Raw genomic sequence first — 12,886 nt, 5'->3', positions numbered from 1 at the left:
AAAATTCACACATGATTTTTGTGTCTAAGGCACCAATGGTTAAGCAACGCACCTTGAAGAGCTCCGTCAGCGTGACGGGAGTCGGCTTGCACAGCGGCGAAAAAGTCACGCTGGGGCTGCGCCCCGCCCCGGTCAACACCGGCATCGTATTCCGCCGCGTGGACGCCAGGCCGGTCGAGGAAATCCAGGCGCGCGCCGAGCTGGTGCATGACACGCGCCTGTCCACCTGCATGGAGCAGAACGGCGTGCGCGTCGCGACCGTCGAGCACCTGATGTCGGCGCTGGCCGGGCTGGGGGTGGATAACGCCTATGTCGATCTCGACAGCGCGGAAGTGCCGATCATGGACGGCAGCGCCGGCACCTTCATCTTCCTGCTGCAGTCGGCGGGCATCGCCGAACAATCCGCCGCCAAGAAATTCATCCGCGTTAAGAAGACCGTCGAGGTGAAGCACGGCGACAAGTGGGTGCGCTTCGAGCCCTACAACGGCTACAAACTGACCTTCACCATCAACTTCGCCCACCCGGTGTTCGCCGACGCCAAGCAGCATGTGGTGGTTGACCTCGGCGAAGAATCCTACGTGCGCGACATCAGCCGCGCGCGCACCTTCGGCTTCATGCAGGACGTCGAGAACATGCGCGCGCAGGGCCTTGCGCTGGGCGGCAGCCTCGACAATGCCATCGTGATGGACGAATACCGCGTGCTGAACGCCGATGGATTGCGCTTCGACGACGAGTTCGTCAAGCACAAGGTGCTCGACGCGATCGGCGACCTCTACCTGCTGGGGCATCCGCTGATCGGCGCGTTCTCCGGCTACAAATCCGGCCATGCGCTGAACAACGCCCTGCTGCGCGCCCTGCTCGCCGACGAGCAGGCCTGGGAGTTCGTCACCTTCGACAGCGTGGAAGACGCGCCGGCCTTCCTGCGGCTGCAACTGCAGGCCGCCTGAGCTGACGCGACCATGGTGGACATGTGCTGATCCTGCGCCTGTTCTTTATAGTGGTCGCGCTGCTGGTGATCCTGAGCGGCGGGATGTATGTCTTCACGCGCGACCGCCGCTACCTGAAATTTGCCTGGCAAGTGTTGCGCTTCGCCGTCGTACTACTGTTGCTCTTCGCTGTGCTGTTCGTGCTGGAACGCTACGTGTTGACCGGTTGGCGCATATTGCTTTAAGAGGGTAGTTCATGCCATTCAACATTCGCCAAGGTTCTCGCTGCGCCGCCTCGCTGGTGACGCTGTTCTGCATGATGGTTGCCCTCTGCGCGGCGCCCGTTGCCGCCCAGACGGAAGGAACCGAGGGCGCACAGGAGGGTGCGGCGCGCGCCGCGAAAAGGAAAATTGCGTTCGCCCAGTTCGACGTCGCCAACACCCTGCATGTCGACGACATCAACAATATCTACGACGGCCTTCCCCTGGCGCTTGCCAGCCGGCTGGAGGCAAGCGGGGAGTTCCTGGCTGCTTACAGCGGCTGTTCGATTCCGGCCGAGGCGGGAGACGCGCAGCGCGAGGTCATCATCGGGGCTGCCGCAGAGAGCGGTGCGCAATTCCTGGTTTCCGGCGTGGTGGTGAATGCGGGAACGAAGCAGGAAAAAGGCTACCTCGGCACACCGATCGGCGGAGGCGCGAAGCGGCACATCGAAGTCGAACTTGCCGTTTATGACGGGCTCACGGGTAACCGCCTCATGCTGCGCCGCCTGGGTGAACAGGCACAGGGCGAGGTGAGGGTGGGCAACGACAAGCCCTTCGGCAGCAGCATCTTTTTTGAAACTGAATTCGGGCAGGCGACAAACCGGCTGCTCGATCTTGCCGTCAAGGATATCCGCGCGACATTGGAGAAAATGCCCTTCTCCGCGAACATCATCCGGGTCGAAGGGAAGAAGGCCTATCTCGATGCGGGGAGCGACGCGCGGCTGAAAGCCGGCGATCAGTTCGTTGTTTACGTCAGGGATGCGGCACCGGTCGTCGGGCTAAAGGGTGCGGTGCTGGGCGCCACGGACCGTGCGGCGGATACGCTCACCTTGACCGAGGTCCAGCCGCAGTTCTCCATCGGCGAGCTCACCGAAGAGGCGGTGAAACTCGGCATCGGGGCGGGCAATGTCGCGAGGATCGACCCCGTCGAACAGCGTGCACTGGTCGCGAGGCAAATAGCCGCACAGCAGGCGGCCAAGGCGGAGCAGGAAGCCAGGGACGAGGCGGAGCGGGTGAAGAAGGAGCAGGCCGTACGCGAGGAAGCGGCGCGGGTCGAAGCGAAGCAGGCCGAAGCCGCCCGGATCAAGGCGGAGAAAGAAGCGAAGGCGCAGGCTGACGCCGAGGCCAAGGCGGCCAAGCTGAAAGCCGCCCAGGAAACCAAGGCTCGTCGGCTCAGCGCCGCACAGGAGGCGCACGAGAGAGAAAAGGCGCAGATCGCACGCAATGCCGCCCGAGCCAAGCGGGAAGCGGCCAAGGCCGAGGCCGAGCGCATCAAGGCCGAGAAGAAGGCAGTGGCAGAAGCGAAGAAACAGGCTGACGCCGCGGCCAAGCTGAAAGCCGAGCAGGAAGCCAAGGCCGAAGCGGAACGCGTCAAGGCGGAAAAGGCAGTGAAAGCCAAGGCGGAGGGGACAGCGCAAGCCAAGGAGCAGCCTGCTGCCGAAAGCAGGGCGGGTGCAGCACCTAAATCCGCCAGGGAAAAAACGACATCGAAAAATCCTCCCGGAATGGAGGTGCGAGCCGTGGCGATAGAGGATCTGCAGCGGGAGGCGGCGGAAGCCGCAGCGGCGGCATCTGCGCCGCAGGAAAATAAGAAGCCGGGAGTGCCTTTGAAGTTGAAGCAGATAAAACCTTAGGGGAACGCGTACCAACCAAAACAAACGGCGCCCGAGGCGCCGTTTGCTTTACATTTGTGCTGTGCTGAATTACAGGCCTGCGTCAGCCCGCAGTGCAGCAGCCTTGTCGGTTGCTTCCCACTTGAATTCCGGCTCCTCGCGTCCGAAGTGGCCGTAAGCCGCGGTCTTCTGGTAGATCGGGCGCAGCAGGTCGAGCATTTGCACGATGCCTTTCGGGCGCAGGTCGAAATGTTTCTTGACCAGTTCGGCGATTTTTTCATCCGATACTTTGCCGGTACCGTAAGTGGTGACCATCACGCTGGTGGGTTGTGCCACACCGATCGCGTAGGAAATCTGGATCAGACATTTGTCTGCCAAACCTGCCGCGACGATGTTCTTGGCTACGTAGCGCCCGGCGTAGGCAGCGGAACGGTCCACCTTGGACGGATCTTTGCCGGAGAATGCGCCGCCGCCGTGCGGCGCCGCGCCGCCGTAAGTGTCCACGATGATCTTGCGCCCGGTCAGGCCGCAATCGCCCTGCGGGCCGCCGACGACGAAACGTCCGGTCGGGTTGACCAGATATTTGATGTCGCCCTTGACCAGTTCCCTGGGCAGGATCGGTTTGATGATCTCCTCAATGGCCGCCTCGCGGATTTGCTCCAGCGTCATTTCCGGCGCGTGCTGGGTGGACAGCACCACAGTGTCGATCGAGTCGGGCTTGCCATTGACATATTTGATGGTTACTTGCGATTTGGCATCCGGGCGCAGCCAGTTCAGGCGGCCGTCGCGGCGCAATTGCGATTGGCGCTCGACAATGCGGTGCGACAAGTAGATCGGCAATGGCATCAGCGTGTCGGTTTCGCGGCAGGCGTAGCCGAACATCAAGCCCTGATCGCCCGCACCTTGCCCCAGTTCATCGTCATAAGCCCTGTTCACGCCCTGTGCAATATCGGGGCTTTGCTTGTCGTAGGCCACCAGCACCGCGCAGCCCTTGTAGTCGATGCCGTATTCGGTGTTGTCATAGCCGATGCGTTTGAGAGTTTCACGCGCCACGTGGATGTAATCGACATTGGCGGCGGTGGTGATCTCGCCGGCCAGCACGACGAGGCCGGTGTTGCACAGCGTTTCGGCGGCAATGCGCGAATGCTTGTCCTGCGCTAAAATGGCATCGACGATGGCATCGGAAATCTGGTCTGCCACCTTGTCTGGATGGCCTTCGGAAACGGATTCGGACGTAAACAAGTATTCGCTCATGGCTCCCCGCTCTATCTCTCTAAAATGAACAAAAGGCGCGCATTGTACCAATTCTGACCAAACTTGGTAGCATGCCACCCCCATGACCGCTTTCCTCTTCAAATCCTTCTTTCGCCTGCTTGCCTTGCTGCCGCTGAACGCGTTACACGGCCTCGGCGCACTGCTCGGGCGGTTGACCTATGCGGTCTCCGCACAATATGCCGCGCGTACGAGGGGCAATTTGCGCCAGGCCGGGATAACTGCCGATGAGGCCGAATACCGGAAGGTGTTGTCCGACGCCATCACCGGGGCGGGCAGGGGCATCACGGAACTGGCGTGGGTCTGGGGGCGGCCGTATGACGAAGTAGTCGGCGCAGTGCGCGAATGCATCGGGCTGGAGCACATCGTTGCGGCGCAGGAACAAGGCCGCGGCATCATCTTCCTGACGCCGCACTTGGGCTGCTTCGAAATTTCCGCGCTGTATGCCGCGCGGCGCGTGCCGATCACCGTGCTGTACCGCCCGCCCAAGCTCGGTTTTCTGGAAGGCGTGATGCGCGGTGGCCGCGAGCGCGGCCAGGCGAAGCTGGCGAAGGCCGACGTGAGCGGCGTGCGCCTGCTGTACAAGGCGCTCAGGCGCGGCGAGGCGATCGGGCTGCTGCCCGACCAGGTGCCCAGCCGGGGCGAGGGCGAATGGGCGGATTTCTTCGGCCGCCCCGCCTACACCATGACGCTGGCTGCCCGCCTCGCGGAAAGCAGCGGCGCGACGGTGCTGATCGCCTACTCGGAACGGTTGCCGCACGGGCAGGGCTATGTGATCCACGTCGAGCCGCTGCAACTGGATTTCGCCGTACCCGTGCCGCGGCAGATCAATGCGGCGCTGGAGCGCGTGATCCGCGCCTGCCCGGCGCAATACCTGTGGAGCTACAACCGCTATAAAATCCCGCGCGGCGTGGATGCGCCCGCGACAACTTCACAACAGGCATGAACACAGAAAAAGCATTTCACCACGAAGATTTTTCATTGCGTGAAAATTGGAAACTTGCCGGAAAGGGATTCTCTATGAGGCGCATTGTTTTTCTTCGCGCCCTTTGTGACCTTCGTGGTTCAATGGCTGTTTGAAAGATGATAACCAGAATAGGCATTTTCCTGATGTGGCTGCTGCACTTCCTGCCGCTGCCGCTGCTCGCGGGATTGGGCAATGCGCTGGGCACGCTGCTGTACTGGTTCGCCGCTGAGCGGCGTTTCGTGGCGGCGACCAACCTGCGGCTGTGCTTCCCCGAGTTGTCCGAGGCCGAGCGCAGGGTGCTGGCCAGAAAAAATTTCCAGGCTTTCGCGCGCAGCTTTCTGGAACGCAGCATCCTGTGGTGGAGCCCCGCGTCCCGCATCCAGGGCTACATCCGCGTCGAGGGGCTGGAACATTACGAGGCGGCGCAGGCGCGTGGGCAGGTGATCGTGCTCGCGCCGCACTTCGTTGCGCTGGATGTCGGCGGCTCGTGGATGATCCAGCATGTCGACCTGGTCAGCGTGTATTCCAGTCAGAAGAATCCGCTGTTCCACAAGATGCTGCTGCACGGGCGTTCGCGTTTCGGTGAGCAGAAACTATACGTGCGCCAGCAGGGTCTGCGCCCGGTCATCAAGGCGATGCGCGAGCGGCGCCCGTTCTACTACCTGCCGGATCAGGATCTCGCGACCAAGGACGGCGTGTTCGTGCCGTTCTTCGGAGTGAAGGCCGCGACGCTGACCACCGTGCCGCGCCTCGCCGAAATGACCGGCGCGCGGGTGGTGCCCTGCATCAGCAAGCTGCTGCCCGGCGGCGAGGGTTATGAGGTACGCTTCTATCCGGCCTGGGAAAATTACCCGACCGGTGATGTGGTCGCCGATACACGGCGCATGAATGAATTCATCGAACAGCGCGTGCGCGAAATGCCGGAGCAGTATTTCTGGCTGCACAAGCGTTTTAAAACCAGACCCGAAGGTGAAGAGAGGTTCTACTGATGAAATACCACGATCTGCGCGACTTCATCGCGCAACTGGAAAAGCTCGGCGAACTCAAGCGCGTTGCTGCGCCGGTTTCGCCGCACCTGGAGATGACCGAGATTTGCGACCGCGTGCTGCGCGCGCAAGGGCCGGCGATCCTGTTCGAGCATCCGGCCGGGCACAACATGCCCGTCCTGGCCAACCTGTTCGGTACGCCGCGCCGCGTGGCAATGGGCATGGGCGCGGAGAGCACGCAGGCGCTGCGCGAAGTCGGCAAGCTGCTCGCCTACCTGAAAGAGCCGGAGCCGCCCAAGGGGCTGAAGGACGCGTGGGAAAAATTGCCGGTGCTCAAGCAGGTGCTGACCATGTCGCCCAAGGAGGTGTCCTCTGGGCCGTGCCAGGAGATCGTATGGGAAGGCCCGGATGTCGATCTCTCCAGGCTGCCGATCCAGCATTGCTGGCCAGGGGATGTCGCGCCGCTCATCACCTGGGGGCTGGTGGTCACGCGCGGCCCGAACAAGCCGCGCCAGAATCTTGGCATCTACCGCCAGCAGGTGATAGCCCCGAACAAGACCATCATGCGCTGGCTGGCGCATCGCGGCGGCGCGCTGGATTTCCGCGACCACTGCGAAAAAAATCCGGGGCAGCCGTTTCCCGTCGCGGTGGTGATCGGCGCTGACCCGGCGACCATCCTCGGCGCGGTCACGCCGGTGCCGGACACGCTGTCCGAGTACCAGTTTGCTGGGCTGTTGCGCGGCAGCAAGACCGAACTGGTGAAATGTGTTGGCTCTGATCTGCAAGTACCTGCTTCCGCCGAGATCGTGCTGGAAGGCGCGATCCATCCCGGCGAGACCGCGCTGGAAGGCCCCTATGGCGACCACACCGGCTACTACAACGAGCAGGATCGTTTCCCGGTGTTCACTATCCAGCGCATCACCATGCGCCGCAATGCGATCTACCACTCCACCTACACCGGCAAGCCGCCTGACGAGCCCGCGATGCTGGGCGTCGCGCTCAACGAGGTGTTCGTGCCGCTGCTGCAGAAGCAGTTTCCGGAGATCATGGATTTCTATCTGCCGCCGGAAGGATGCAGCTACCGCATGGCGATCGTTAGCATCAAGAAACAATATCCGGGGCACGCCAAGCGCGTGATGTTTGGCATCTGGAGTTTTCTGCGCCAGTTCATGTACACCAAGTTCATCGTCGTGGTGGACGACGACATCGCCATCCGCGACTGGAAGGAGGTGATCTGGGCGATCACCACGCGCGTCGATCCGGCGCGCGATACGCTGCTGGTGGAAAACACCCCGATCGACTACCTCGACTTTGCCAGCCCGGTGTCGGGCATGGGCGGCAAGATGGGGCTGGACGCCACCAACAAGTGGCCGGGCGAGACTCAGCGCGAATGGGGCACGCCCATCGTGATGAGCGCCGAGGTCAAGGCGAAGGTGGATGCGATGTGGAGCGGGCTGGGGCTGTAGCTTCGCAACAAAAACAAAAAAGCCGGGACTCCCCGGCTTTTTTTGTGACAACAACTTCGATCAGAACTTGAACACGGCGCCCACGGAGTACACGTCGGAATCAAAATTATCCTTGGAGCCAATTGCAGTGCCGTTAGCGACGGCGGCAGCGTAACGATCCCAGCCGAAGCGGATGCCTACAGATTTGTTAATGTTATACGTAGCGCCTAAGCCGTAGGTTTCAGCACTACGCGTTGCGCCTTTCATAATGCCGTTGCTCGACGATGCGCTGGTTTTGGTGCTCGCATAGCCCAGCTTGCCATATAGAGAGAAGGCATCGGACAGTGGCAGGGTGCCTACGACGACCAGGCCCCAAGTGTCTGCATTACCGGAACCGGTTACACCTACTGTATTGACGCCTGTAAATTTGCCTGCGCCGGTGTAGAACGCTTCAGCGCCCCAGTTCCTGGTGAATTGATAACCCGCAAGAATGCCGGCAACGGTATCGGTAGATTTGGTCAAAGTGACGTTACTGGCGTAGCTGCTGGCACGAGCTTGACCCGCCGTTACACCGGCATAGAACCCGCTATCGGCCGCGAATACAGGTGCTGCAACAACGGTGGATAACAACAGAGCAGAAGCAATTTTTTTCATTTTCTGATTTTTCCTGTTTGTATTAATAAATAACCCCGGATAACTGCATCATCGGCATGATTTTGCAGTCGGGAGGCATCCTATCCATGTCGTTGATGATTGGGCAATATGCCGAACGGCCTATTTTGGAAAAGTTATCAACAGTTCTTTGCGGTAATTTGGCAAACAAAAAACCGGGGAACCCCCGGCTTTTCTTTGGGTTCTGATCTGTCAGAACCTGAATGCTGCTACCAGCGAGTAGAGGTCATCGTTGGCGTCCTGGCCGATCACTCTTACCCCGTAGCGTTCCCAACTGAGACGGAGGCCGATCATCGGCGTGGCATCGTATTGCCCTCCCAGCCCGTAAGTGGCGGAAGTACGATGTGCGCCGGTGGCGGCCGACGTGGTGGTGTTGGAGCGGGCGATGCCGAGCTTGCCGTACACCGAGAATCTGTTTTGCAGCGGCATTATGCCAATCGCGCTTAGCCCCCAGACGTCGGACTTACCGTTAACACCCGCGGTGGTGGAGAACTTCCCGAGATCGGTGTATTCGCCTTCAAAGGCGAAGTTCCGGGTGTACTGGTACCCAAGCAGCACGCCGTAGGCGGTATCGCTGGACTTGCTCAGTGCGTTGAATCCCACACGATTGCTGCCCACCTTGATCCCGGCGTAAGCGCCACTATCGGCCGCATAGGCAGGCAGCGCAACGGCGGCAGACAGCAAGGCAACGGCGACAGTCTTCTTCATGTTTTTCCTTTCCACGGGAGTTGATTTGGAATGGCTGGCAGATTTCAGGGGGCGGCGGTTGTTGCCAGGGGATGCACATCTTAGGCAGCCATCGCGGCCGGGGAAATTGGGTGTATTGCTTATTCCGGGGTAGGGAATCCCGTATGCAGGATGGCAGTTGCCGGGCAGGGAGCCTAGAACTTGATTTCCGCCGTCAGCGAATACATGTTGCCACCGCTATCCGGGCCGACCAGATCGCGGTTCCAACCGAAACGGAGGCCCATTTTCGGGATGCCTATTCCAGCCATGCTTCCAAGCTGGCCGTGCAGCCCGTAGGTAACGGCATTGCGCTGTATTCCGGTCTCGATACCGGTGGTTAGGCGGGGAATGGATAGCTTGCCGTACAGTGAAAAATTGTTGTTTACCTCCAGCAGATTGAATGTGCTCAGCCGGTCGGCACTTGCCCTGATTTTGCCGAGCGTGGCACTTCGGAGCACATCCGGCGCATCCGCTTCCGGGACAAGGTAGTCTTCGGCGGCATAGACGGGCATGGCGGCGATGGCATACAGCAGGGCGATGGTGGCGATCTTTTTCATGACCTGTCCCTCCCATGAAGGTTGCTCGAACCGGCGCGTGGTGCGACGACTTGCACCGTGATGTAATCCTAGACCTATGGGCGGGAAAAGCAATAAGTGAATTGCCCTATTCCTGCATGGAGAGGGGTGTAGCCGGAAGCTGGGGCCAGGCTGCAGAGCAGTTTTCAGGGTGGCTGTCAGCCACCGGGCGATACGATATTTAGCCTGCGCCGGATCGCGGTTGAACCATTGGTTCGATCGCTGCCATGCGCGCCAGGCGCACGCGTTCCGGGATGGTGGCCTCGTCCGCGCACTGGCTGGCGATTGCGCCAGCATCCACCGCGCGTGCGGCGGCCAGCAGGCGCAGCAGGTAATCCGCCTGCGGATAGCCGTCCTGCTCGTGGCCGGTGCGGCCATGCGCGTCCGTAGCGCAGACCTGCAGCAGTTGCGCGAAACGTTCCGGCCTGCGCCACGCGTCCGCCGACTGGAATAGTTTGATGATGGTTTCGGCACGCAGCTCGCGGGCACGATGGATGTTGCCGTGATAACGCGCCGCGAGCAAGGCCAGGTCGCGGCATTCGCTCGGCGCGCGCAGCCGCTGCGCGAGCTGCTTCACCAGTTCCGCGCCGCGCTGCTCGTGCCCGATGTGGTGCGGCAGGATGTCTTTCGGCGTCGTCGCCTTGCCTAGGTCGTGCGTCAGCGCGGCGAAGCGCACCTCCAGCGGGTAACCGTACCGCGCTGCATCGTCCACCACCAGCATTGTGTGGATGCCGCTGTCGATTTCTGGATGATAGTTTTCCGGCTGCGGCACGCCGAACAGTGCGTCCACCTCGGGCAGGATTTTCGCCAGCGCGCCGCAACTGCGCAGCGTCTCGAAAAAGCGCGACGGCGTTTTTTCCATCAGGCCGCGCGCCAGTTCCTGCCAGACACGCTCCGCAACCAGCGCATCCACCTCGCCGTTCTCCACCATCTGGCGCATCAGCCCCAGGGTTTCCGGTGCGATAGCGAAGCCGAAGCGCGCCGCGAAACGCGCCGCGCGCAGGATGCGCACCGGGTCTTCACCGAACGCGTCGCTGACATGGCGCAGGATGCCGGCGCGCAGGTCGGCGACGCCGTTGTGCGGATCGATCAGCTTGCCGTCGGCATCCTCGGCGATGGCGTTGATGGTGAAGTCGCGGCGCAGCAGGTCCTGCTCCAGCGTGACGTCCGGTGCAGCGTATACAGCGAAGCCCTTGTAGCCGCGCGCAGTCTTGCGTTCGGTGCGCGCCAGTGCATATTCCTCGTGGGTCTCGGGATGCAGGAACACCGGGAAATCCTTGCCGACCGGCTGGAAGCCTTGCGCCACCATTTCTTCCGGCGTGCTGCCGACCACCACCCAGTCATGGTCCCGCACCGGCAGGCCGAGCAAGCGGTCGCGCACCGCGCCGCCGACGCAATAGATTCTGGCTTTGCTGTTCATCGGGGCCTTACTTCTCATCGGGAATGGCCTGCTGGTTGTCCGCTGTCTTGCCCGCGACGATGCCGAGCCGCTGCTTGAGCGGGCGCTGCGGCGCATCGAATTGTCTGGCGTAATACATGGTGTTGCTCATCACTTTTTTCACATAGTCGCGCGTCTCGTCGAACGGGATGCTCTCGGCATAGATCGCGCCTTCCAGCGCCTGGTCGCCGCGCCATAGGCGCGCTCTGCCCGGCCCGGCATTGTAAGCCGCCGAGGCCAGCACGGGGCTGTCGTCGAACCATGACAGTACGGTCTTCATATAGTAGGTGCCGAGACGCAGGTTGGTGTCGATCTGGTGGATCAGCGACTGGTGATAGCTTTTCAGGCCGAGCTTCTTCGCTACCCAGCGCGCCGTCGCCGGCATGATCTGCATCAGGCCGGCCGCGCCGACTTCGGACTTGGCCGTTGTTGCAAAGCGGCTTTCCTGGCGCATCAGGCCATACACCCACGCCTCTTCCAGCCCATGCTCCTGGATATGCGCGTGCAACACCTCGCGATAGGGCGCAAGGTAGCGCAGGCTGAAATCATGCATATTGACGGTGCGGTCCGCCGCGCCGATGGCGCGGTCGTACATTTCGTTGCGCCGTGCGATCTCCGCGGCAGTGAGCAGCTCCTGGTCGTTGAAGTTGCGTATCGCCCAGTTCCACTCCTTCAATGCCTCGCTGCGCATGTCCAGGCGATACAAGGCAAGCGTGCGCTGGATGCCGGGCAGGGATTGCATCGCCGCGATATCCTGTCTGTGGGGCTTGTAGGCCGTCGTCCTGGCCGCTACCGGCGCACCGATCAGCTCCTCTCCCGCCAGTTGTCCGTAGAAATGGTATTCGTTGCCCAGCGCCATGAACAGCCGTTCGGCTTCGGCGGGCTTGCCCATGGCCTGCAGCGCGCGCGCTTTCCAGTAACGCCAGGCAGGCTCGCTCTGCTGCGTCTCGCCCATCGCATCGATGGCCGCCAGCACTTCGGGCCAGTCCTGCGCGCGCAAGGCGGCGCGTACGCGCCAGGCCGACTGCTGTTCGTTGAGCGGTGTGTCAGCCGCAGCCTTGAACCATTGTGTCGCGCGCTTATCCAGTTTGCGCGCCGCCTCGTAGGCCAGCCAGCCGTAAAAATAATGCCGCTCCGCGTCGGGGAAATGAGACGCGATTTTTTCCCAGCGCGCCACGGCGAGGTCGGGGGACTGCTTGGCCAGGCGGTGCAGGGCGAATAGGGCAACAACACGCTGGCCATCGCCGTTTTTCCTGTCCAGCGCCGGTCTTTCCAGGTAACGCTCCGCATCGGTCGCCGCAACTTCCAATGCGGCGGACGACACCGCATAGTTGCCGCTCAGGCGCGCGGTGAGCTGCTTGGCAAGCGACACGTTGCCCGCTTCGAGCGCGAGGCGCAGCCGCTGCCAGACATCCGGTTCACCGATGATGCCGGCGGCCAGCGCAGCCTCGAACAGCGGGCCGCAACTGTCCGGCAGCCCCTTGCCGTTGAACCACAACCGGCGCGCTTCGCTCAACGCCTCCTGCTCCTGGCTGCGGCGGCGCGATTGCAGGGCATAGCAGGTCAGTTCGGCATCCTCGCCGAGCAGGCGCGGATATTCCGCATCAAACAGTTCCCATTGTTGTTTCCTGCCGAGTGCCTTGAGCCATTCGCCGCGCAACCGGTCGATCATCGGCGTGTCTTCCGGGCGGGAAAGGAAATCCTTCACCGCGCCTGCGTCGGCCTTTTCCAGGCCGAGGCGCAGCCGGTAATAGCTGGCGTACACCTCCAGCGGCGTGTTTTTCAGTCGTTGTGCGGAACGTTCCAGTTTTGCCGCATCTCCGGCGCGGAATGCATCGCGCGCGGCGAGGAAGTCCGCAGTCTGGTCGGCCAGCGCGGGCGAGGCTATCAGCAGGCAAAAATAAAAGAAGCGCCTCATCGCGTATCGTCGGAAGAAAAGTCGCGCGGAGCATAGCATATCGGCCGCGGACGACGGCTCGGCGGCGGAAAATCGCCGCCCCCGGTGC

12 protein-coding genes are annotated in these 12,886 nt (G+C 61.9%); 6 read left to right on the top strand and 6 right to left on the bottom strand.

All coding sequences use genetic code 11. The annotated features are described in order from the left end of the window. Positions 1 to 35 precede the first annotated feature (35 nt). Genes lpxC through ACRRNM_RS07305 form a run of 3 tightly spaced genes read left to right on the top strand, consistent with a single transcriptional unit; the run spans position 36 to position 2,820 of the window. Positions 36 to 947, top strand: coding sequence for a UDP-3-O-acyl-N-acetylglucosamine deacetylase (gene lpxC / locus ACRRNM_RS07315; RefSeq protein ID WP_435627574.1), 912 nt, complete (start codon positions 36 to 38; stop codon positions 945 to 947). A gap of 23 nt (positions 948 to 970) precedes the next feature. Further along, positions 971 to 1,171, top strand: a complete 201-nt coding sequence (locus ACRRNM_RS07310; protein WP_435627573.1) for a hypothetical protein — start codon at positions 971 to 973, stop codon at positions 1,169 to 1,171. Positions 1,172 to 1,182: 11 nt separating this feature from the next. Then, positions 1,183 to 2,820 carry a flagella assembly protein FlgT middle domain-containing protein gene (locus ACRRNM_RS07305; protein WP_435627572.1) on the top strand — a complete coding sequence of 546 codons (1,638 nt, stop codon included), beginning with the start codon at positions 1,183 to 1,185 and terminating at the stop codon, positions 2,818 to 2,820. Between the two features lie 69 nt (positions 2,821 to 2,889). Here ACRRNM_RS07305 and metK read toward each other — a convergent pair whose 3' ends face one another. Next, positions 2,890 to 4,053 (bottom strand): methionine adenosyltransferase, encoded by a 1,164-nt coding sequence (gene metK, locus ACRRNM_RS07300; protein ID WP_435627571.1) that lies wholly within the window; start codon positions 4,051 to 4,053, stop codon positions 2,890 to 2,892. Positions 4,054 to 4,135: 82 nt separating this feature from the next. Here metK and ACRRNM_RS07295 point away from each other — a divergent pair, with 82 nt between their 5' ends. From ACRRNM_RS07295 to ubiD, 3 genes are all read left to right on the top strand, one after another. Then, positions 4,136 to 5,017 (top strand): lysophospholipid acyltransferase family protein, encoded by an 882-nt coding sequence (locus tag ACRRNM_RS07295; protein WP_435627570.1) that lies wholly within the window; start codon positions 4,136 to 4,138, stop codon positions 5,015 to 5,017. A gap of 137 nt (positions 5,018 to 5,154) precedes the next feature. Next, entirely contained in the window at positions 5,155 to 6,027 is an 873-nt protein-coding gene (locus ACRRNM_RS07290; RefSeq protein WP_435627569.1) for a lysophospholipid acyltransferase family protein, read from the top strand. Continuing rightward, positions 6,027 to 7,490, top strand: coding sequence for a 4-hydroxy-3-polyprenylbenzoate decarboxylase (gene ubiD, locus ACRRNM_RS07285; protein ID WP_435627568.1), 1,464 nt, complete (start codon positions 6,027 to 6,029; stop codon positions 7,488 to 7,490). Before ACRRNM_RS07290 ends, ubiD begins: the two co-directional genes overlap by 1 nt. Positions 7,491 to 7,550: 60 nt before the next feature. Here the strand turns inward: ubiD and ACRRNM_RS07280 are convergent, their stop codons facing one another. The 5 genes from ACRRNM_RS07280 to ACRRNM_RS07260 form a co-directional block, all read right to left on the bottom strand. Then, entirely contained in the window at positions 7,551 to 8,123 is a 573-nt protein-coding gene (locus ACRRNM_RS07280) for a porin family protein (protein ID WP_435627567.1), read from the bottom strand. Between the two features lie 210 nt (positions 8,124 to 8,333). Continuing rightward, positions 8,334 to 8,849, bottom strand: coding sequence for a porin family protein (locus tag ACRRNM_RS07275; RefSeq protein ID WP_435627566.1), 516 nt, complete (start codon positions 8,847 to 8,849; stop codon positions 8,334 to 8,336). Between the two features lie 173 nt (positions 8,850 to 9,022). After that, the gene (locus ACRRNM_RS07270; protein WP_435627565.1) at positions 9,023 to 9,424 is read right to left on the bottom strand and encodes a hypothetical protein; all 402 of its coding nucleotides are present in this window, start codon (positions 9,422 to 9,424) and stop codon (positions 9,023 to 9,025) included. Positions 9,425 to 9,623: 199 nt separating this feature from the next. Then, positions 9,624 to 10,880, bottom strand: coding sequence for a multifunctional CCA addition/repair protein (locus ACRRNM_RS07265; RefSeq protein ID WP_435627564.1), 1,257 nt, complete (start codon positions 10,878 to 10,880; stop codon positions 9,624 to 9,626). Further along, positions 10,870 to 12,798, bottom strand: coding sequence for a transglycosylase SLT domain-containing protein (locus ACRRNM_RS07260; RefSeq protein ID WP_435627563.1), 1,929 nt, complete (start codon positions 12,796 to 12,798; stop codon positions 10,870 to 10,872). Before ACRRNM_RS07260 ends, ACRRNM_RS07265 begins: the two co-directional genes overlap by 11 nt. Between the last annotated feature and the right edge of the window lie 88 nt (positions 12,799 to 12,886).

Origin of the sequence: Ferrigenium straubiae, assembly GCF_051257895.1 — a bacterium.
In the GTDB taxonomy this organism is placed as follows: Bacteria; Pseudomonadota; Gammaproteobacteria; order Burkholderiales; family Gallionellaceae; genus Gallionella; species Gallionella straubiae.
This window is presented reverse-complemented; position numbering and strand designations above follow the sequence as displayed.

Excerpts from the sequence above, each read along its gene's own strand:
- lpxC (WP_435627574.1), top strand. The coding sequence starts at position 36 with ATGGTTAAGCAACGCACCTTGAAGAGCTCCGTCAGCGTGACGGGAGTC.
- ACRRNM_RS07305 (WP_435627572.1), top strand. The coding sequence starts at position 1,183 with ATGCCATTCAACATTCGCCAAGGTTCTCGCTGCGCCGCCTCGCTGGTG.
- metK (WP_435627571.1), bottom strand. The coding sequence starts at position 4,053 with ATGAGCGAATACTTGTTTACGTCCGAATCCGTTTCCGAAGGCCATCCA.
- ACRRNM_RS07295 (WP_435627570.1), top strand. The coding sequence starts at position 4,136 with ATGACCGCTTTCCTCTTCAAATCCTTCTTTCGCCTGCTTGCCTTGCTG.
- ACRRNM_RS07290 (WP_435627569.1), top strand. The coding sequence starts at position 5,155 with ATGATAACCAGAATAGGCATTTTCCTGATGTGGCTGCTGCACTTCCTG.
- ubiD (WP_435627568.1), top strand. The coding sequence starts at position 6,027 with ATGAAATACCACGATCTGCGCGACTTCATCGCGCAACTGGAAAAGCTC.
- ACRRNM_RS07280 (WP_435627567.1), bottom strand. The coding sequence starts at position 8,123 with ATGAAAAAAATTGCTTCTGCTCTGTTGTTATCCACCGTTGTTGCAGCA.
- ACRRNM_RS07275 (WP_435627566.1), bottom strand. The coding sequence starts at position 8,849 with ATGAAGAAGACTGTCGCCGTTGCCTTGCTGTCTGCCGCCGTTGCGCTG.
- ACRRNM_RS07270 (WP_435627565.1), bottom strand. The coding sequence starts at position 9,424 with ATGAAAAAGATCGCCACCATCGCCCTGCTGTATGCCATCGCCGCCATG.
- ACRRNM_RS07265 (WP_435627564.1), bottom strand. The coding sequence starts at position 10,880 with ATGAGAAGTAAGGCCCCGATGAACAGCAAAGCCAGAATCTATTGCGTC.
- ACRRNM_RS07260 (WP_435627563.1), bottom strand. The coding sequence starts at position 12,798 with ATGAGGCGCTTCTTTTATTTTTGCCTGCTGATAGCCTCGCCCGCGCTG.